Here is a 20,241-nt window from a genome sequence, read left to right as displayed (position 1 = left end):
ATCGGGCTGTTACTCATATTATTGAGTATACAAATAAAAACGGCATTTGCCTCCTGTGACAAATGCCGTTACCAGATTAACTAATGGCGCTGTTTTTGACTATCTCTGCATCGTGAATATTATGTCGTGGTTTCGCTCGCCGGATCGGCTTCGCTGCTGCGTTTCACGGGCAGTGGATCGGCCGCGAAGCCCCGCAATCCTACCACGTGAACGTGCTCGGTGTTGTTAAACACTTTACGCATCAGTTTATAGGTGGTGCCCTTCTCCGGACTGATATTTTCTGGCGCCGCGATTACCAGTTGCATCTCCAGTCGCTCACAGAGTTCAAACAGGGTCGCGATTGAGCGCGCATCCAGACGTGCGGCTTCATCCAGGAACAGCAGACGGCAAGGCGAAATATCTTTACCGCGCAGGCGACGTGATTCCTCTTCCCAGCTCTGCACCACCATGACCAGAATTGACATCCCCGTACCAATGGCCTCACCAGTGGAAAGCGCGCCACTTTCGGCACGCAACCAACCATCTGAACCCCGGTTGACCTCGACTTCCATCTCAAGGTAGTTACGGTAATCCAGTAGCTCTTCACCGATGGTTTGTGGTGTACGCTGCCCCATATCAATATGCGGATTCAGACGCTGGTAGAGTTTAGCCAGCGCTTCCGAGAACGTGAGTCGGTTGCTGTTAAACAGATCCTGATGCTGTTCGTGCTCTTCAGACAAGGTGTCCAGCAGCATGGCATGCGTTTCGCGCACGTTGACGTTCAGCCGGACGCTGCGCACCTGACCAAAGCTCACGGTTTGCAGCCCCTGATTCAGCTGGCGGATACGGTTCTGTTCACGCTGAATCGTTTTACGAATAATATTCGCGACGCTGCGTGAACTGATAGCCAGGGTTTGCTCACGGGCCGTCAGCTCTTCCGTCAGTCGATTGAGTTCAATCTCCATCTGCTCGATGGCTTCAACCGGATCGTCCGTGCGAATGATATCCTGGCGGATACGTTCGCGCAGATGTTGATACACGGCGATGAAAAACTGAATCTTACGTTCCGGGCGTTTCGGATCTTCAGACAAACGCAGCACATCGCGCAGATGTTCGTTATCGGCCACCGCCAGGCGCAGTGCGCCCAGTGCCTTATCCGACATGGAACGCAGTTCATCGCCACTGAGATAAGCCAGTTCACGACGATGCAGACGACGTTCAACACCGTTATCTTTCACCAGACGCAGCACCAGGCACCAGCCCGCCTTAGCACTCACCACCTGTTCGCGGTTCTGGTGATAGTTACGTTCAAGCTGGCGCAGTTTTTTCTGCAGGTTGTCCATTTCTGCTTCGCAGAAAGTGAGCTGTTTCTCCAGCTGATTACGGCGGGCGCGGTTGTGACTTAACGCCGTATAAAGTTCATCGCGGCGGATACGCGCGCGTTCTTCCGCGCTGGCATCGGCCTGAACACCGATATCCTGCATTTCCTGCTGCAACTCTTTCAGCATATCGCGCTTGGCATCATAGGCGCTTTTAAGCGATGCCAGCACCTGAGAATATTGCGTCAGCTGCGACTGATGGCCGCGCAAACGCTCACGACAGCGGCTGCGCTCGGCTTCTGCCTGCTCCAGCCTTTGACGCAGTTTGTCGCTGAGATCGTTGTTGCCGCCCAGCATGCTGGCAGAGTCGTCATAGCCGAAATGCGCACGACGCTGCACCACTTCTGTCAAGGCAAACGCCTGCTGACGCGCGTTACGTTGCTGTTGCTGCGCCTGCTGGTAATCCGCCTGCAACTGCTCATGCTGTTCAGGATCGCTTTGCAGTACCGCAAGCATCGGCTCCAGTCTGGCCAGTTTTGCGCCATGTAAATGGAGGAAACGCGCGGCCTCCTGTGCCTCTTCAACCTGCTCGCGAATCTCCTCACAGCGATCCGCCAGCGTCTCATCCCGCAGCAGACTGATGCGCGGCAGCAGGCGGTTAAGCTGTGCAACGCCCTCTTTGGCCAGTTCATACTGCTGACGCTGTTGCTGATTATTACTTTCATGCTGATTGAGCGCACGTTCCAGCTCACCGCGACGGGCGCCGAGCTGACGGATTTGCGCTTCTGGGTCATCATCAAAGGCCACCGCAAGATGGCTGCCGATAAAGCGACTAAATGACTGATGCAGACGTTGCGTCTTCTGTACGTCAAACGACAAGGTGGCGTAACGTTCCGCCAGCCGGTCGCGCTCGTTATTGAGTAATTCAAGCTGGTTTTCGCGCGCCGCCCGACCAAACAGCGGGATTTTCGGGAAGCGGGAATAGCGCCACTGACGCTCGGCGACTTTTACCACGACGGCGTTCTGGAGCTCGTCTACGCTAAACACGCTGTCATCAAACGACTGCGGATCCCCTTCGATCAGGTACAGATCTTCCGGGCACTCTTCTAAGCCATCGAGTTGCTCGCGCACCAGCGACAGATCGGGTACGACAATGGCGTGGCGCGATGGGCCGTACAAGGCAGAAAAGTAAGGCGCATCGTCCAGCGTTACGTCATCATAAATTTCCGACAACAGTACGCCGCCAAATCGCTCAGCCAGCTGATTCAGGCGAGGATCTTCGGCACCGCCCGGTTGGCTGAGGCGTTCAATCTGCTGCTCAATTTCACGCTTGCGGGCTGCGACTTCGTCACGCTCAACGGTGGTTTCACGCTCGCGCTCCAGCAGCTGCTGCATGTATTCCGTCACATCCTGGCTGTTGGCCAGGTCCTGACCGGTTTGCTCACTGAGCTGAGTCAGGATTTCTTGCGCGGCCAGCCAGTGCGGCGCGCGCGCGGTCAGCGCGGTGATACGTTCGCGCAGTTGCTCAAGTTCCTGACGCATCATCATGCGCTGTTCGCCCGCGTCTGCCACGCTGCTGTTCAGCTGCTCGATTTGCGCTTCAAGCTCACGCTGAAGGCCTTCCAGCGCGTCAGGATCGTAGTGCTGCCCCTGACGTTTACAGAACTCTGCCAGCAGACGCTCGGCTTCCTGCTGCTCACGCAGGCGCTGTTCGAGTTCATTCAGGCGCAGGCGCAGGGAGGAAAGCTGATCGGCATGGTGACGTTGATTGCTGGCATCGCGCAGCAGATCGCGCCCGACCTGCCAGGCTTCTTTGCGGCTAACCTCACCGGCAATACTGGTGACCAGTGATAACGCCTGTTCAAACTGGCTGTGGGCGGCTTCTGCTACGCTCAGCTTCTGCTCCAGATTCAGCAGTTGCCCGGTGGCTTCTTCTTCTTTCGCCTGGAAACTGGCCTGCCATTCGGCGGCATTATCGATGGTTAAGTCTGGCAACTGACAGAGCGTGCGGGCGCGTTCCAGCGCCTGTAATGCCTGTTGATACTGAATAGCACGGGTTTGCTGCACATCCAGCGCCTGCTGAAAATCGGCCAACTGGCTCTTCAGCTCATCCACTTCCAGTTCTGCGGCTTCGGCACGGGCCTCATTTTCTTCCTGGATTTCACGCGCTTCAGCAACGACTTCGCTCTGCTCTTCCAGACGGATCGTAAGATCTTCAATATCGCTGTCATAGCGCGTGATTTTTTCCTGCTGGCGCATCGCCGTCTGCACCAGATTCAGGTGATCGCTCGCCGCCTGATAATCGACTTCGAGATCGTTTTCCGCCCCGCTGTGTTCGGCCAGCTCGCGCGCCATCTCTACATGGCGGTACTGTTCAGAAGCCAGCTGTTTGCGACCGCTGAGCAGCTCATTGCGCAGCTGTAAGGCGCTGTCGAGGTGGATGCGTCGCTCGTTGGCATGACGCATATAATCCGCCGACACATAGCTGGTGGCCTCAGAAATAAGGTGCTTAAACAGGTCACGATCCGACTGGGTGACGCGGATCGCTTCCAGCGTCATACGGTTCTCGCGCAGCGCCGCTTCCATATCCTGAAAGGCTTTACGCACGCCGCTGTTTTCCGGCAACAGATAATCACGTAGCGAGCGGGTAATCGCACTGGAGATACCGCCGTAAAGAGAGGCTTCAATCAGGCGGTAAAACTTGCTGCGATCGCTGGCCGAACGCAGACGACGCGGGACAACGCCGAGATCAAACATCATGGCGTGATAGTCGGTGACCGAGCTGTACTGACGGAACTGCACGCCTTCCAGCGCCTCAACGCGTTCTTTTACCTCATTAAGCGGTAACACGCGCGCCTGACGGCTGTTGAGGATTTCCGTCAGCATATCAGTAGGCAGCGTATCTGTAGGTAAACCATGAATACTGAAAGGTTTGATATCGACTTTCTTATCGCGTCCGGCGATCTGCTGCAGTCTGACGCCCGCCACCACGCGTTGGTGACGTGAATTGACGACGTCCAGCATGGCATAGCAAACACCGGCACGGAGTTTACCGTGCAGGCCTTTATCACGTGATCCTGAGGTCGCGCCCGCTTCGGTCGTGTTACGGAAGTGCAGCAGCGTTAAGTCAGGGATAAGCGCCGTTACAAAGGCCGCCATGGTGGTTGACTTGCCTGCCCCGTTACCGCCCGACAGCGTGGTGACCAGTTCATCGAGATCAAAGGTTCGGGCAAAAAAACCGTTCCAGTTGATCAGCGTTAGCGAACGAAATTTGCCGCGTTCAATCATGCCTGTTCTTCCTCCGCGATATCACCCGCATCGCTGTCATTCTCATCACTGTCATCAGCCTCAGTCGTGGCCGTGGCGTTATCCAGCAACATTGCCTCACCGTCACGAATCAGGCGCAGCTGCGCTTCCCGCGGATCGTCACCGCTGCGCACATCGGCGCCGAAGCGAAAAACGGACTCGATAATACGGAACTTGCTGCTGTCGTTGCCAAAAAACCACACCATGCCAAGACGGCGCAGGCGGCTTAAAGACGCACGCATTTTTTCCTGCAGCTTGGCGCGATCGAGATCTGAGCCGGTTGAGCGCTGATTAACCAGTTTCAGCAGTTTACTTTCATCCGCCAGGGACAGCAGCTCGTCATAAAGTTCCTGCTGGGTAAAAATGCCTTCATTCGCCAGGCGTTCCGGGCTGAGATAGAGATAGCAAAGGATTTTACCGACCATCATATCCAGCTCAGACAGGACAGAACGGGGAATGAGCGTGGTTGAACGCGGACGCAGATAGAAGAATCCCTCTGGCGCGCGAATCAGCTCAACGTTGTAGCGGGTGTAAAACTCTTCCAGATACTGCTGGTAATCCATCAGAAAAGCATGATTGTCCAGCTCTTCGATACCAATGTGGCGTCCGGCGCGTAACTGGCTGTCCAGCGCCGGAAAAATCGGATTTGCCAGTGCCTGTGCCAGTTTAACCGGCATCACTTGTTCAATATTTGTCGATGACATGTGCCTGCACCTTGGCTCCGTAATCATTAATGGCTTGCCATTCCACAGGCAAGCCGGCTAAATCGGCTTCCGCTACGCCGAGCCGCACGGCCTGATCCACCACAATACGCGCCAGGTCAAAGTGACGCGCGCGTGGATATTGAGCCAGATAGTCGCGCATCACAGCGGCGAGGTTGAGCGGTTTTTGCTGCGTTTTATAAATCTCTAAGGCTTCTTCAATCATGGCCGCCAGCTGCTCGCGAATTTCATTGAATTCTTCAAACTCCAGCTCGGCCGGCAATTCGCCCATAACTTCGTCATTGCGCAGCGTCAGTTCGTCGTCACGCATATCGTAAAGACGTTCGGCGTTGGCATAGGTGAGCGCCCAGGGCGCATCAAAATAGTTCTGCACAGAAACACGCAAACGCTGGGCGAAAACGCGGTTTTTGTCCATGTCGATGGCGGTACGAATGAATTTATGCACGTGGCGATCGTAGCCAATCCAGAGATCGATGGCCTGCTGCCCCCAACTGGTAATGCGATCGAGTTTGCTTTGCAAATCGAAAACCAGTTTGTCGACAAAACCCAGATCCGGGCTGTCCAGCGTGGCATCCTGAATGCGCAGCAGATTTTCCTGCAGCTTATCGCCCGCTGCCTCCAGCGTATCCTGCAGTTCACGCAGCGTACCTGAGGTTTCCGACAGCAACATTTCACAGCTCGAAATCGCGGCTCGCCAGTCTTTGTTCAGCAGTTCGGCAATATCCGTCTTAACCGCCTGCTGTTGCTCATCCATCAGGCGCTGCGTCATATCGATACTGTCGAAAATTTCGGCCACCGAATATTTCAGCGGCGCGAACACGTTGCGGTGCCAGTGAAATTCATCGCCGTTTTCCTGAGCCGCATCCGCGGCGCGCTTCAGCTCCGCCGCCACGATAGAAAGCTGCATTGACAGGCGCAGCGTGGAGAATTCCCGCTGGCGAATATAGTAATCAGTGATGCCAATGGCCAACGGGGTCAGGCGATAAATCGCATTGCCCTCGGTTAACTCACTGGTAAAGCGGTTTAACAGGCGCTGGCGCACCATATCGTTGATGGCGTTGTTGGCGCGTACCAACACCGTTTCACTGGTTTGCTCAAAGGCTTTGCTGACGTGACGAAACGCATCAATCAGGTCACCTTCGCTCATTTCACCGTCCATGCGTTCGCCATTTAGCGTGGCGATGGCCAGCAAAAAAGCCAGACGTTCAACTGGCAGCGCAAGCGAGAAGTCATTCTTGCGCGCCCAGGATACCAGCTCCGGTACCGTCTGGGAAAATTCACTCATAATTCGTCCTTCTGCCCGGGTTTGCGCGCGGTCACGTGGATGTAACGCCCTAAGCTTAAAAAGGGTTCCTGGCGGCAAAAGCGCCGCTCCATCTCAATAATTTCGTCGTCGCTCTTTGGCTCGCCTTTAGGCGGCTTCATATAATCGCTGAATACGCGAATCCCGGCACGCCGTTCAATCTGAAAACCACAGTTCTCCAGCCAACGATATACGTCATCGGGATCGCGGGGATAGTCCGGTGACAGCGTGCGCTTCTTGCGTTTGGTCAAGTTAGTGCGCAGATAACCAAAGTTGCCCAGCGTCAGGGTGCGTAATGTTAACCCATGCAGGTTGTAAAACATCAACGACAGCACGCCGCCGGGGCGCAGTGTATCAAACAAGGCTTTTAACACCGCTTCAGGTTCCGCAACCCACTCAAGCACAGCGTGAAACAATACCAGATCCACCGGCTTATCCAAATGTTCACCGACCTGCTGCGCGCTAATTTGTTTGAATTGCATGTTGTGGCTCACACCCAGCGCATCCGCATTTTCCTGGGCACGGCGTAACATCTCTCCGGAAAGATCGCACAGCAGTATCTGGTGGCCCCGCCCAGCCAGCCCGCTGGACATCTGACCGATGCCGCCGCCCGCATCCAGTACGTTCAGCGCGGAGGATGACAGGCTGGGAAGAATCGTTTCCAGCTCATCCCATAAGATGGCCTGACGCACCAGGCCTTTGGTTGTGCCGTAAATGTTTTGCGAAAATTTATCCGCGAGATCGTCAAAGTTACGATCCTGCATGGCGTGGGCTCCGGTATGCTGCGGTGAAACATATGCTATTTTGTCACAGGTACGGTAAGAATGAAGCTTTGATACCATTCTTGCGCTCTGGCTGCTGTTTTTTCGGACAACAAGAGGTTTTTTACATGGTTTTTATGCTGAAAAAGGCCGTCGGTAACCTGTTGCTGCCCTTGCCTTTTCTGCTTTTACTGATGGCGGCAGGCATTTTACTGCTTTGGTTCAGCCGCTGGCAGAAAAGCGGCAAAATACTCATCTCGGTGAGCTGGCTGATAATATTACTGATTAGCCTACAGCCTGTGGCAGACCGCCTGTTATTGCCGGTGGAGTCGCACTATTCAACATGGAATGGTAGCCAGAAAGTGGATTACATCGTGGTACTGGGTGGAGGCTATACCTACAATCCTGCCTGGGCACCCAGCTCAAACTTGTTGAATAACAGTTTGCCTCGCGTGACAGAGGGCGTGCGTCAGTGGCTGCGTAACCCGCAGGCAACGATGGTCTTTACCGGTGCTGCTGCAGGGCACAATCCCAAAAGTAATGCGTGGGTGGCCGCACAGGTCGCCGAAAGCCTTGGCGTACCTGACGCTCATATTCATATTCTGGATCAACCCAAGGATACTGAGCAGGAAGCGCGGGCGGTCAGCGCAGTGATCGGGCATCATTCCTTTTTGCTGGTCACATCAGCGAATCATATGCCGCGTGCCATGCGTTTCTTCCAGCAGGCAGGGCTTAACCCGATTGCCGCACCGTCGAACCAGTTGGCAATTACCTCCCCGCTCAACTGGTGGGAGCGGGCTTTTCCTTCTCCGCTGTGGATGGGCCACAGCGAACGCGCCATCTATGAAACGCTCGGCAGTGCATTGCAACGCATTAATCCCCCCGCCGAAACACCCGCTTCGTAACAGCGTTGGAGGATGCGCACGACGCCGCGCGCATCCTTCAATCGGGTAATCAGAAGCGCGGAGAGCCGTAGTCACGCCCTGAACCTGTCGGATGACCTCAGCCGCGCATGGCAGCGCGCACACGAATCAGGTCCTCTGGCGTATCGACCCCAACGCCCGGCACCGTTTTTGCTACGGCCACGTGAATCTTTTCGCCGTACCACAGCACCCGGAGCTGCTCGAGTAATTCAATCTGCTCAAGGGGACAAGGTGCCCAGTCGATGTAACGGCGAATAAAGCCTGCCCGGTAGGCGTAAATGCCAATGTGCCGGAGAAGCGTATCGCCGATGCGATCGCGTGATTCCGCATAGCGCTCGCGGTCCCAGGGAATGGTCGCACGAGAAAAATACAGCGCATAGCCTTTGGCATCCATAACGACTTTCACGGCGTTAGGATTAAAGGCTTCTTCTGCATCGGTAATGGGCACGGCCAGCGTCGCCATACCGGCCTCAGACTGCGCCAGATTATTCGCCACCTGGTGCACGATTTCGGCCGGGATCATAGGCTCATCGCCCTGAACATTGACGATAATTTGATCGTCTGCGAACTGATACTTCTCAATCACTTCGGCAAGGCGTTCTGTGCCTGAATGATGATCGGCGCGCGTCATGCAAACTTCGCCTCCCGACGCTTCCACTGCGCCGGCCACATCCGGGTGATCGGTCGCCACGATAACCCGGCTGGCACCGGATTCGCGCGCGCGTTCCATCACATGTACCACCATCGGCTTGCCATGAATATCGACCAAGGGTTTACCGGGTAGACGGGTTGAGGCATAACGAGCAGGAATGATGGCAATGAAACTCATGGATGGATCTCTTCAACCGACAACGTACGGGCTTCGTTTTCCAACAGGACCGGAATGCCATCGCGCACCGGAAAAGCCAGTGCATCGGGCTTGCAGATCAGTTCTTGCTGTTCGTTGTTGTAATACAGCTTGCCATTGCAAACCGGGCAGGCAACGATTTCGAGTAAACGGTGATCCATATATCCTCCATCACGGACCGATAGCGTAAGCGCTAAAGCATATCACAGCGTTGATAAGAGCGGGTAAACCACACCGGTTGTGGCATCACGAATTATCCAGCGGCCACAACCGCGGCCAGTGTGCCAGTAACGCCGGAGGAGCCTGCTGTAACACGACCGTCTCTGCACCCTGCCAGCGCGCGAAACGGGTAATTGCCCGTTGTGCATCCTGGAGAAAGGAGGTGGTGACAGAGACGTCGTGCTCCAGCCAGATATTTTTGATCTCCAACTGACGTGACGCGCGAATCATTCGTGCATCCAGCCGGGCTTTAAGCTGACCACGATGCAGCAAAGGTAAAACGAAGTAACCGTACCTGCGCTTTTCGGCAGGCGTGTAGCATTCGATACGGTAGTCAAAATCAAACAGTTCTCGCGCCCGCTTTCGATCCCAGACTACGGGATCAAATGGGGATAACAGCGCGGTGTGCGTCGCTTTCAAAGGCGTCGTTAATCCGGGCAGCGCGCTCTGGTGCAGCCACATCGCGCCCATCCCCTTGACCTCGACCGGAATAATGTCTCCCGCGACCTGCGCCGATTGGATAAAGGCTTTGATCGGTGCCTGTTTCAGCCGGTAATAATCGGCCAGCCATTCACTGCGAAAAATCCCCAGGCTGCGCGCACTGTTCATCAACATCAATTGGATCGCTTCATCCTCGCCGATCGCGTGGATCGCATCCTGCCAGTCCGGCATCACCCGGGTGCGTAAATCGTAGACTCGCTGAAAATTTCGGCGCTCTGCTACCATCAATTCACCTGCGCTAAACAGATTTTCGAGATGCCGCTTGTGCGGTTTCCACGCCCACCATCCCGGTTTATGATTTTTTTCGGTGGCAAAATCGGCCGATCTGACGGGGCCGTTATCGCGGATGTAGGTCAGTAAATCGGCCATCTCCTGCTGATACTCGGCAGCCCATTGCGCACTGTATTTCCAGCCCAGGCGTTCGGGCGAGAGCATGCGATGTCGCAGTAATTTGTAATCGTTGCGCGGAATAAAGCAGGCTTCGTGGGCCCAGTACTCAAAAATGTCCCCCTGAGCCAGGGATGTATCCAGCCAGGATTGAGGGTAATCCCCTAAACGACTAAACAGCACCAGATAAGGGCTTCGGGCAACCACATTGATGGTGTCGATTTGTAGTAAGGCCATTCGGGTAATACAGTCTGGAATGTCCTGCTGACGCGCCCGGCGGGCTGCCGGACGGAGCAGACCCTGAGCTGCGAGGTGGATGTTACGTGCCTGCTGTCGCGAAAGTGAATGTATGCTCATTCTCTTCCTTATCAGATGGGGAGGTTAGTACTTTGCCCGGTGTGCAGACGTACGGCAAAGGTTTTCTATATCCTCTAACAGCAAGGTGGCTGCCTCGGCGTGCAGTTGTGCATCAACCGGCAGATACCACCACGAGGGTTGTGCGAATGCCCGGCACTTAACCGCATCTTTTTCGGTCATCAACAGCATCTGCTCAGGCTGCAGCAGACGTGAAAGTTCTTCTTCGCTGTAAGCATGGTGGTCGGCAAAAGCGATTTCCGCTACAGGCGTTAACCCCTGCTGCTTTAAGGTATTAAAGAAGCGTGGCGGATGACCAATTCCCGCCATAGCAACAACGTTATGAAAGGTGCTGAGCGGGCGTTGTTCGCCGCTCAGCAGATGCGTCGCCTTGCCCGGGCGCAGTTGCATCGCAATTTCACCTGCCTGCGGTTCGCCGCCATTGACGATAACGGCATCCACCGTTTTGAGACGTGAAGCGCGTTCGCGCATTGGGCCAGCAGGTAACCACCAGCCGTTGCCGAAACGGCGCACGCCATCCACCACGACAATCTCCCGATCGCGCTGCAAGGCGTAATGCTGCAGACCATCGTCAGTCACAATCAGATCCAGCTCGTGATGCTTCAGGAGAAGGTCAATGGCCTCACGGCGGCGCGGCGCAACGGCCACGGGCGCAGCCGTGCGCTGGGCGATCAGAACGGGTTCGTCACCCGCCTGTTCAGTGGCGGTTGCGGCAGTGACCTGCAATGGATAATGGTCTGCTTTACCGCCATAGCCTCGTGAAATCACGCCAACACGCAGGCCGCGTTGTTGCAGGGCCTCTACCAGCCAAATCACCACCGGCGTTTTGCCGTTCCCGCCTGCGGTTAAATTCCCGACCACCACGACAGGCACGGGCGCACGCCAGCTTTTGCGCCAGCCGCGTTGAAAACTGAAGCGGATCAATGCCGTAATCGCCCCGTATAGCACACTAAGTGGCCATAGCAGTACCCATAAAGGCGATCGCCCGCTCCAGATGCGCTCAATCATTGGCCAAATTGCATTTTATGAAGTTGGGCATAGGCGCCTTTTTCCGCAAGGAGCACAGCATGCGTGCCGCGCTCGATAATTTTGCCCTCTTCCACGACCACAATTTCATCCGCTTTTTCGATAGTCGACAGGCGGTGTGCAATCACCAGGGAAGTACGGTTTTTCTGCAACTCATCCAGGGCTGACTGAATAGCACGCTCAGATTCCGTATCCAGCGCCGAAGTGGCCTCGTCAAGAATCAGGATAGGACAGTCGCGCAGTAACGCACGCGCAATGGCGATACGTTGACGCTGACCGCCAGACAACAGGACGCCGTTTTCGCCGATAACCGTATCCAGCCCTTTATCCATTTTATTGATAAAATCCATGGCATGAGCCATGGTCGCCGCTTTTTCAATCTCCTCACGGCTGTACTGCTCGCTGCGCGCATAGGCAATGTTATTGGCGACGGTATCATTAAACAGGTGCACATTTTGCGACACCAGCGCGACCTGATTACGCAATGACGATAAGGTGTACTCGCGCAAATCGTAGCCATCCAGCAAAATGTTGCCCTGCTGAATATCATAAAAACGGGTCAGCAGGCTTGCCATGGTCGATTTACCCGAGCCTGAACGCCCCACCAGGGCTACCGTTTTGCCTGCCGGCAGCGCCAGATTAATGTCTTTCAAGGCAGGCGTTTCACCGCCCGGATAGGTAAATGTCACATTACGGAACTCGACATCCCCTTTCGCGCGGGTAATTTCACGCTTACCGTTGTCAATTTCCTGCTCGCTGTCCAGAATGGAGAACAGCGTCTGGCAGGCCGCCATACCACGCTGGAACTGAGCATTCACGTTGGTCAGTGACTTAAGCGGGCGCATCAGCGCAATCATGGATGAGAACACCACAGTGATCGTACCGGCGGTCAAGGTATCCATCACGCTGGGGAAACTCGCCGCATAAAGCACAAACGCCAGCGCCAGCGAGGCAATCAGCTGAATAACCGGATCGGAGATCGAGGACGCTGACACCAGCTTCATACCCTGCTGGCGCATACGGTTGCTGACCTTGGCAAAACGCGCCGATTCGATTTCCTGTCCGCCAAAAATCAGCACTTCTTTATGCCCTTTCAGCATCTGCTCGGCACTGGTTGTCACCTGCCCCATGGTGTTTTGCATGGATTTGCTGATGTTGCGGAAGCGCTTCGACACCATACGAATGGCAAAGGAAACAATGGGGGCGAGCACGATGAGAATCAGCGACAGCTGCCAGCTGTAATAGAACATCATGATAAACAGGCCGATGATGGACGCGCCTTCGCGCACGACCGTGACCAGTGCGCCTGATGAAGACGATGCAACCTGCTCCGAGTCATAGGTGATACGCGAGAGGAGCGTACCCGTAGACTGCTGATCGAAGAAGGCCACCGGCATGCCCATCATATGACTGAACAGACGCCGGCGCATATTCATGACCACGTTCCCGGATACCCAGGAAATGCAGTAGCTGGAAATATAGCTACTTACGCCGCGAACCAGCATCAAGCCAATAACTGCCAACGGCATCCACAGCATCACGGACCTGTCCGCTTTACCAAAGCCGTCATCCAGCAAAGGCTTCAACAGGGAGAGCATTAACGTATCGCCTGCGGCATTAATAATCAGGGCCGTAGCCGCCACAATTAAGCCAGCTTTGTTGGGTGCGATCATCGGCCAGAGTCGACGGAATGTCTGCCACGTTGAGAGATCTTTATCTTGATGCATTATTTATTCACGTTGTTGGAAATAGCCGGCCATTCTACCTGGATTCGCGTTTGACGCCAAACCACTGATGATACCAACGGGGCATTAATTGTTCTCTGAGGGTAAAAACCTGCATTTTACCTTTACCAACTCTGATGCTTATCTGTCCAGATTGCCCTGTATCGAGCCAGTTATAGCCATATTCGTGGTAATTACGTAATACAGGTTTAGCCGGCATTCGCCATGCATTATAGCGCGCCAGAGAGGCAATCGCGGTGTGTCCGGCCACGCTACGAAGCAGTAATCGAGAGGATGACGTGCGGCTGCCATGATGGGGAACCTGCAAAATATCGGCTTTTAGCTGCTGCTTCTCCAGCCTGACCAACTGCTGCTCAGCCAGTTTTTCCAGATCGCCGGTCAGCAACAGCCGGACATTTCCGTCATCAACGCTCACCACGCAGGAGTCGTTATTTTCACCTTTATTGGGTGAACTGAGTGGCCAGAGCACGCTGAAATTTAGCTGCTTCCAACGCCATGTCGCTCCCCGAACGCAGGCCAAATGGTGCGTTCCCTCCAGGCTGCTGCGCACCTTTATCCCAGGCCAGCGTTGCAGAATGGCAGCGAGCCCGCCGGTATGATCGAGATGTCTGTGGCTCAGAATAACCTCCTGCAGTACCAGACCTTTATGTTGTAACCAGGGCGTAATCACGCGTGTTCCTGCATCACTGTGTTGCCAGCGTGGCCCCGTATCGTACAACACGGCCTCACGGCCCTGACTGATGACCACGCTCAAGCCATGCCCGACATCCAGCATATCAATGCGCCATTCCCTTTCCGGTTTATAGTGGCGGGAAAACACCATGGCCAGTGCGATAGCGCTGCAGCTCCACGGCAGGCTGAACAGTGCACCAGTGCGCCAGACCAGCAAGCCGCCCCACACCATGAGCATAAAAAAGGCTGCCCCCTGCAATGGCCACCAGCCCGGCGGCAACAGCGCCAGGCTGGTTAACAGAAAACGAAGAGAGCCATCTGCCGCCAGCCAAAACCAGGTGGAGAGTGCCGGCACCGGTAGCAGCATCGCAACCAGTATTAACGGCACCGTGACAAATGACACCACCGGGATGGCCAGCAGATTGGCTATCAGCGCCGTTATACTAATGCCGTTGAACAAGCCCGCCTGTAACGGCAGCATCAAAATCATCATGCCTGACTGCAGGTGGAGAAGCTGTATCGGTAACCAGCGGCGTGCGTGCCGAAAGCGCGCCGCCAGTGGGAACCAGTGGTACCAGGTCAACAGCATGCCCACCGCCAACACAGAAAGCCAGAAGCTGTCAGAGAGTACCGTAAGCGGGTCGACGGCAAGCAGTAAACCCACACACAGCGTCCAGACTTGCCAGCTACTCAACTGCACGCCAACGAAACGTGTTACAGCCCAGAGTGTCAGTGCCAGTAATGCCCGCTGCGCAGGTGCATGCGCCCCGGAAAGCCAGGTATACAGCGCGGCAAAAAGCCATCCCATAATGACAGGATACAGATAGCTGACAGCGCGGGCCGGAAACAGAATCTGGCTTCCTCGTGCCAGTAACCACCCTGTCCCTGCTGCCAAAGCAATGTGCATGCCTGAAATTGCCATAAGGTGCGCGGTACCGGTATCCCTTAACAGCTGTCGGATCGCCTCGCTGAGGTTGTCCCGGATGCCAAAGGCTAACGCTTCAAGCGTGGCTGAGGCAGGCAAGTGGCCGTTTTGCTGACGATGGTGAGTGATAAATCGCCAGCGCACGCTGCAGGAGGCGTGCGTGATGGTCTGGGAAACAATACGGCCCTGCACGGGTGCATGATTCGCCATGGCGAAGCGCTGCGCATCAAACGCCCCTTCGTTGAGCCTGGCATGCACCGCTCTCAGCCTGAGCATCATCTTTCCACGCTGACCGGGGCAATACTCACTGGCGTTATCCGGCAACGAAAGCCACGCAAAGCGCGGCGGAAAGAGAATGTGATCGTCCACTTTTAGCAATCTGACTCTGATGCGCGAATGCGTCTGATGGACGTCCTCAATTTGCACATCAAACTTCCCCGGGGCAGCAATCATCATTTCGGTGTCTTTTACCAGTGATTGTGCATTAAAAAGCCCCCAGGCCGTGAACAGGAGCGCCACGCCGGCGATGCGGATCCTGCGATGAGACAAGGCAATCACGCAGACACCACTCAACAGCAGCACCAATATGGTGAAAGGGGAAGGAAGCCCGGGTAACACCAGTAAGGGTAACGTCGTGATCGCGGCGATTCTTGCCAGTAAAATCCATGTCAACATAATGCATCCCGCTCCTGTCGTGCCACAAGTATGCCGCACGACTTCTCAGGATAAAGCGCATTCGTTGTTCACCAGGTGAAGGATCGCAGTAAAAATCGGCCGTTGCAGCGAAGAGACATTTTTCTGGAAGAGAGATCCATCGCAGGTGACAGGCAAAAAAAAACGACATCCGGAGATGTCGTTTAGGCGGTTCGGTATCGGCTTAGCCGTAAATGTTTGCACGGTCACGCAGTTCTTTGCCCGGCTTGAAGTGGGGAACGTATTTACCTTCCAGATCCACTTTGTCACCCGTTTTCGGGTTACGACCGGTGCGCGGAGCGCGATAATGCAACGAAAAGCTGCCGAATCCCCGGATTTCAATGCGTTCGCCCTGTGCCAGCGTCGTGGCCATGTGCTCCAGCATTTCTTTGACTGCATCCTCAACGACTTTCGCCGGTATATGAGTATGCTGTCCCGCCAGCCTTTCAATCAGTTCTGACTTGGTCATGTAACCTCCGGTTAATCCCTACAGGAATGTATGACAGCTTTTACCGAAACCGGGCGAATAAATCCGCCCGGTGCAAGGTCGATTACTCGCCTTTAGCCGCTTTGAACGCTTCAGCCATAGCGCTAGAGAAGTTGCCTTCTTCCTGTTTGGTGTTAACAGTATTGATGGCTTCTTTCTCGTCAGCCTGGTCTTTCGCACGAACAGACAGGCTAACAACGCGGTTTTTACGGTCAACGCCGGTGAATTTAGCTTCAACGTCGTCGCCTACGTTCAGAACCAGCGTAGCGTCTTCGATGCGGTCCAGTGAAGCTTCAGAAGCGCGCAGGTAACCTTCAACGCCGTCTGCTAATTCAACTGTAGCACCTTTAGCATCAACTGCAGTCACTTTACCGGTGACGATGGCACCTTTCTTGTTCAAAGTGATGTAGTTGTTGAACGGATCTTCTGCCAGCTGTTTAACGCCCAGAGAGATACGCTCGCGCTCTGCATCAACCTGCAGTACAACGGCAGCGATTTCGTCACCTTTTTTGTACTCACGAACGGCTTCTTCGCCAGTCGCGTTCCAGGAGATGTCAGACAGGTGAACCAGACCGTCGATGCCGCCGTCCAGGCCGATGAAGATACCGAAGTCAGTGATTGACTTGATTTTACCTTCAACGCGATCGCCTTTATTGTGAGTCTCGGCGAACTGCTGCCATGGGTTAGATTTACACTGCTTCAGACCCAGGGAGATACGACGACGCTCTTCATCGATGTCCAGAACCATTACTTCAACCACATCGCCTACGTTAACAACTTTAGACGGATGGATGTTTTTGTTGGTCCAGTCCATTTCTGAAACGTGTACCAGACCTTCAACGCCTTCTTCGATTTCTACGAAGCAGCCGTAATCAGTCAGGTTGGTCACACGACCAGTCAGCTTGGTGCCTTCTGGATAGCGCTTAGCGATAGCCACCCATGGATCTTCGCCCAGCTGCTTCAGACCCAGAGATACACGGGTACGCTCGCGGTCGAATTTCAGGACTTTAACGTTGATTTCATCGCCAACATTCACGATCTCGCTTGGATGCTTAACGCGCTTCCAGGCCATATCAGTGATGTGCAGCAGGCCGTCAACGCCGCCCAGATCAACGAACGCACCGTAGTCAGTCAGGTTCTTAACGATACCTTTGACTTCCATGCCTTCCTGCAGGTTTTCCAGCAGCTGATCGCGCTCTGCACTGTTCTCAGATTCGATAACCGCACGACGTGAAACCACGACGTTGTTGCGTTTCTGATCCAGCTTGATCACTTTGAATTCAAGCTCTTTGCCTTCCAGGTGCAGCGTGTCACGCACTGGACGCACATCTACCAGTGAACCTGGCAGGAACGCACGGATACCGTTCAGCTCAACTGTGAAGCCACCTTTGACTTTGCCGTTGATAATACCGGTAACAGTTTCAGCTTCTTCGTAAGCTTTTTCCAGCGTGATCCAAGCTTCATGACGCTTAGCTTTCTCACGGGACAGCAGAGTTTCACCGAAGCCGTCTTCCACTGCGTCCAGAGCAACGTCAACTTCGTCACCAACCTGGATTTCCAGTTCGCCGGCTGCGTTTTTGAACTGCTCTGCAGGAATTGCAGATTCAGATTTCAGGCCCGCATCAACCAGAACAACGTCTTTGTCGATAGAGACAACGACGCCACGAACGATGGAACCCGGGCGGGTTTCGATTTCTTTCAGGGATTCTTCAAATAGTTGAGCAAAAGATTCAGTCATATTGATAATCTTAGGATTCTTCAATTTAACGTCCATCTGACTTCATGTCGGATGGGGTTGTTTCACATGCCCTGCACCGGATCCCTGGCACAGGGTTAATACAATTCGTTTAAACCAAAATGTTAAATGCCCAGCGTTTTGCGGGCATAATCTAACGCTTTATCAATAACTTGCTCGATAGACATCTGTGTTGAATCCAACACTAACGCATCTTCAGCAGGCACTAATGGCGCTATAGCGCGGTTACGATCGCGGTCGTCGCGCTCTTTTATCTCGGCTAAAAGGCGATCAAAGTTAACATTAAAGCCCTTGTCCTGCAACTGTAGCATACGTCGTTCTGCACGGACTTCCGGGCTGGCATCAAGGAAAATCTTCACAGGCGCGTCGGGGAAAACAACGGTTCCCATATCACGCCCATCGGCAATCAGGCCGGGAGCCTCGCGAAAGGCGCGCTGGCGGCGTAACAGGGCTTCACGCACGCGAGGAAATGCCGCAACGCGCGACGCGGTATTGCTCACTTCCTGGGTGCGAATTTCGCTGGTGACTTCTTCGCCTTCAAGGATGACCTGCATCTCACCGTTCTGTGAGATGAAGCGCACATCAAGGTGAGCGGCAATCGGCACCAGTCCTTCTTCAGATTCGATATCAACCTGGTGATGTAATGCAGCTAACGCCAGAACACGGTAAATCGCGCCAGAGTCCAGTAAATGCCACTGCAATGCTTCCGCCATCGCTTTGCACAGGGTGCCCTTTCCCGCACCACTTGGCCCATCAATAGTTATGACCGGGGCAGTTGCTGTCATTATTCCCTCCTGTTGCTGCGCGCATTTTGGCCAGTTGGCCATCACAAATGTCGGGCATTATACGCTGCCCTGCGACACGGCGTTACCCTTAAGAGAGAAGGTTAGGCGAAATTTCGTCTGAAAAAGGGCTTTTTGACGCGAGAAATGAGACAGGGAAAACGGCCCGGTGAAATACTCACCGGGCACAGGACTCAGGCGTTATGGCTAATTTTTGCCAGTTGCTCAAAATAGTCAGGGAAGGTTTTAGCAGTACAGCCCGGGTCAAGAATTGTTACGGGCGTATCTGATAACGCCACCAGCGAAAAACACATAGCCATACGATGGTCGTTATAAGTTCCGATGTCAGCATGCATCAGCTTAGCCGGCGGGGTAACACGGATAAAGTCGTGCCCTTCTTCGACTTCAGCCCCAACTTTACGGAGTTCTGTTGCCATCGCCGTCAGGCGATCGGTTTCTTTAACCCGCCAGTTGTAGATATTGCGCAGTTGGGTCGTGCCTTCAGCAAACAGCGCGGCAGTGGCAATTGTCATCGCGGCATCGGGAATATGGTTCATATCCATATCAATAGCCTGCAGCTTGCCCGCCGTACAGGCAATGAAATCGTCACCCCACTCGATGGTGGCACCCATTTTTTCCAGCACGTCGGCAAAACGAATATCGCCTTGTACGCTATGACGACCGATACCGGTCACTCGCACAGTGCCGCCTTTAATCGCGGCCGCCGCCAGGAAATAGGACGCAGAAGACGCATCGCCCTCCACCAGATACTCCCCCGGTGACTGATACTGCTGTTTTCCCTGGATCAGGAAATGCTGGTAGTGCTGATTTTCAACCTCCACGCCAAAACAGCGCATCAGGTGCAGGGTAATGTCGATGTAGGGTTTCGAGACCAGATCGCCTTTAATCGTGATTCGCGTGTCTTCCTGAGCTAACGGCGCCGTCATCAGCAACGCGGTCAAAAACTGACTGGATACGCTACCGTCAACGGTGACCTCTCCGCCCGTAAAGCCGCCACGCAGACGAACAGGGGGATAATCCGTATTCTCAAGGTAATCGATTTGGGCGCCGCCCTGACGTAGCGCGTCAACCAGATGCCCTATCGGCCGCTCTTTCATCCGCGGTTCGCCCGTCAGCACCACATCCTGCTCGCCAAGGCACAGCGCCGCAGCCAGCGGACGCATAGCCGTACCAGCATTGCCCAGGAAGAGTTCAACGGGTTGTGACGCCTGAAGCGGTCCGCCCTTTCCGGTAACGTCGCAAACGGTACGATCGCTGGAAAGCGTGAAATCGACGCCCAGAGCCTTAAGCGCATTAAGCATGTGCTTAACATCATCACTGTCCAGCAGATTAGTGAGTCGGGTTTTGCCGTTCGCCAATGCGGCCAGCAGCAGCGCGCGGTTTGAAACACTCTTGGAGCCGGGCAAATTAACCGTGCCATTTACGCGAGCAATGGGCTGAAGGGTCAGGGAATCTTGCATGTGAAACTCTATCCTCAAAAAAACGACAACTC

At 54.6% G+C, this 20,241-nt stretch carries 15 protein-coding genes; 1 reads left to right on the top strand and 14 read right to left on the bottom strand.

The features are described from left to right. Positions 1-119 precede the first annotated feature (119 nt). The 4 genes from mukB to cmoM are packed head-to-tail and all read right to left on the bottom strand — an operon-like array spanning position 120 to position 7,393. Positions 120-4,586 (bottom strand): chromosome partition protein MukB, encoded by a 4,467-nt coding sequence (gene mukB / locus EL29_RS04380; protein ID WP_028714993.1) that lies wholly within the window; start codon positions 4,584-4,586, stop codon positions 120-122. Next, complete coding sequence (gene mukE, locus EL29_RS04375) at positions 4,583-5,308, bottom strand: chromosome partition protein MukE (RefSeq protein WP_014606188.1); 726 nt, start codon at positions 5,306-5,308, stop codon at positions 4,583-4,585. Before mukE ends, mukB begins: the two co-directional genes overlap by 4 nt. Beyond that, the gene (gene mukF, locus EL29_RS04370; protein WP_013025250.1) at positions 5,289-6,611 is read right to left on the bottom strand and encodes a chromosome partition protein MukF; all 1,323 of its coding nucleotides are present in this window, start codon (positions 6,609-6,611) and stop codon (positions 5,289-5,291) included. The genes mukE and mukF overlap by 20 nt, the downstream gene beginning before the upstream one ends. After that, a complete protein-coding gene (gene cmoM, locus EL29_RS04365; protein ID WP_014606189.1) occupies positions 6,608-7,393 on the bottom strand; it encodes a tRNA uridine 5-oxyacetic acid(34) methyltransferase CmoM in 786 nt (261 codons plus the stop codon). Before cmoM ends, mukF begins: the two co-directional genes overlap by 4 nt. 125 nt (positions 7,394-7,518) lie before the next feature. On the opposite strand from cmoM, the gene elyC reads away from it, so the two are divergent. Continuing rightward, complete coding sequence (gene elyC / locus EL29_RS04360) at positions 7,519-8,295, top strand: envelope biogenesis factor ElyC (protein ID WP_028714992.1); 777 nt, start codon at positions 7,519-7,521, stop codon at positions 8,293-8,295. A 97-nt stretch (positions 8,296-8,392) separates the two neighbouring features. On the opposite strand, the gene kdsB is transcribed toward elyC, so the two are convergent. The 10 genes from kdsB to aroA form a co-directional block, all read right to left on the bottom strand. Continuing rightward, positions 8,393-9,142, bottom strand: a complete 750-nt coding sequence (gene kdsB / locus EL29_RS04355) for a 3-deoxy-manno-octulosonate cytidylyltransferase (protein WP_028714991.1) — start codon at positions 9,140-9,142, stop codon at positions 8,393-8,395. After that, positions 9,139-9,321 carry a Trm112 family protein gene (locus EL29_RS04350; RefSeq protein ID WP_013025246.1) on the bottom strand — a complete coding sequence of 61 codons (183 nt, stop codon included), beginning with the start codon at positions 9,319-9,321 and terminating at the stop codon, positions 9,139-9,141. The genes kdsB and EL29_RS04350 overlap by 4 nt, the downstream gene beginning before the upstream one ends. 85 nt (positions 9,322-9,406) lie before the next feature. After that, the gene (locus EL29_RS04345) at positions 9,407-10,624 is read right to left on the bottom strand and encodes a winged helix-turn-helix domain-containing protein (protein WP_028714990.1); all 1,218 of its coding nucleotides are present in this window, start codon (positions 10,622-10,624) and stop codon (positions 9,407-9,409) included. A gap of 24 nt (positions 10,625-10,648) precedes the next feature. Continuing rightward, on the bottom strand, positions 10,649-11,650 hold the full coding sequence (gene lpxK / locus EL29_RS04340; RefSeq protein WP_028714989.1) for a tetraacyldisaccharide 4'-kinase: 1,002 nt from the start codon (positions 11,648-11,650) through the stop codon (positions 10,649-10,651). Next, complete coding sequence (msbA, locus tag EL29_RS04335; RefSeq protein WP_028714988.1) at positions 11,647-13,395, bottom strand: lipid A ABC transporter ATP-binding protein/permease MsbA; 1,749 nt, start codon at positions 13,393-13,395, stop codon at positions 11,647-11,649. Before msbA ends, lpxK begins: the two co-directional genes overlap by 4 nt. 34 nt (positions 13,396-13,429) lie before the next feature. Next, a complete protein-coding gene (locus tag EL29_RS04330) occupies positions 13,430-15,685 on the bottom strand; it encodes a DNA internalization-related competence protein ComEC/Rec2 (RefSeq protein ID WP_028714987.1) in 2,256 nt (751 codons plus the stop codon). Positions 15,686-15,887: 202 nt separating this feature from the next. Then, on the bottom strand, positions 15,888-16,172 hold the full coding sequence (gene ihfB, locus EL29_RS04325; RefSeq protein ID WP_003849360.1) for an integration host factor subunit beta: 285 nt from the start codon (positions 16,170-16,172) through the stop codon (positions 15,888-15,890). Between the two features lie 82 nt (positions 16,173-16,254). Next, positions 16,255-17,928, bottom strand: coding sequence for a 30S ribosomal protein S1 (gene rpsA / locus EL29_RS04320; protein WP_026021040.1), 1,674 nt, complete (start codon positions 17,926-17,928; stop codon positions 16,255-16,257). A gap of 122 nt (positions 17,929-18,050) precedes the next feature. Then, positions 18,051-18,731 (bottom strand): (d)CMP kinase, encoded by a 681-nt coding sequence (cmk, locus tag EL29_RS04315; protein ID WP_014606194.1) that lies wholly within the window; start codon positions 18,729-18,731, stop codon positions 18,051-18,053. A gap of 191 nt (positions 18,732-18,922) precedes the next feature. Beyond that, on the bottom strand, positions 18,923-20,209 hold the full coding sequence (gene aroA / locus EL29_RS04310; RefSeq protein WP_028714986.1) for a 3-phosphoshikimate 1-carboxyvinyltransferase: 1,287 nt from the start codon (positions 20,207-20,209) through the stop codon (positions 18,923-18,925). Between the last annotated feature and the right edge of the window lie 32 nt (positions 20,210-20,241).

The sequence above is a fragment of the Pantoea ananatis LMG 2665 genome (assembly GCF_000710035.2).
Lineage (GTDB): Bacteria > Pseudomonadota > Gammaproteobacteria > Enterobacterales > Enterobacteriaceae > Pantoea > Pantoea ananatis.
Note: the sequence above shows the minus strand (reverse complement) of the source record. Positions and strands in the feature narration are given on the sequence as shown.

Bases quoted from the DNA above. Each gene is read 5' to 3' on its own strand.
- mukB (WP_028714993.1), bottom strand. From the start codon at position 4,586: ATGATTGAACGCGGCAAATTTCGTTCGCTAACGCTGATCAACTGGAAC.
- mukE (WP_014606188.1), bottom strand. From the start codon at position 5,308: ATGTCATCGACAAATATTGAACAAGTGATGCCGGTTAAACTGGCACAG.
- mukF (WP_013025250.1), bottom strand. From the start codon at position 6,611: ATGAGTGAATTTTCCCAGACGGTACCGGAGCTGGTATCCTGGGCGCGC.
- cmoM (WP_014606189.1), bottom strand. From the start codon at position 7,393: ATGCAGGATCGTAACTTTGACGATCTCGCGGATAAATTTTCGCAAAAC.
- elyC (WP_028714992.1), top strand. From the start codon at position 7,519: ATGGTTTTTATGCTGAAAAAGGCCGTCGGTAACCTGTTGCTGCCCTTG.
- kdsB (WP_028714991.1), bottom strand. From the start codon at position 9,142: ATGAGTTTCATTGCCATCATTCCTGCTCGTTATGCCTCAACCCGTCTA.
- EL29_RS04350 (WP_013025246.1), bottom strand. From the start codon at position 9,321: ATGGATCACCGTTTACTCGAAATCGTTGCCTGCCCGGTTTGCAATGGC.
- EL29_RS04345 (WP_028714990.1), bottom strand. From the start codon at position 10,624: ATGAGCATACATTCACTTTCGCGACAGCAGGCACGTAACATCCACCTC.
- lpxK (WP_028714989.1), bottom strand. From the start codon at position 11,650: ATGATTGAGCGCATCTGGAGCGGGCGATCGCCTTTATGGGTACTGCTA.
- msbA (WP_028714988.1), bottom strand. From the start codon at position 13,395: ATGCATCAAGATAAAGATCTCTCAACGTGGCAGACATTCCGTCGACTC.
- EL29_RS04330 (WP_028714987.1), bottom strand. From the start codon at position 15,685: ATGTTGACATGGATTTTACTGGCAAGAATCGCCGCGATCACGACGTTA.
- ihfB (WP_003849360.1), bottom strand. From the start codon at position 16,172: ATGACCAAGTCAGAACTGATTGAAAGGCTGGCGGGACAGCATACTCAT.
- rpsA (WP_026021040.1), bottom strand. From the start codon at position 17,928: ATGACTGAATCTTTTGCTCAACTATTTGAAGAATCCCTGAAAGAAATC.
- cmk (WP_014606194.1), bottom strand. From the start codon at position 18,731: ATGACAGCAACTGCCCCGGTCATAACTATTGATGGGCCAAGTGGTGCG.
- aroA (WP_028714986.1), bottom strand. From the start codon at position 20,209: ATGCAAGATTCCCTGACCCTTCAGCCCATTGCTCGCGTAAATGGCACG.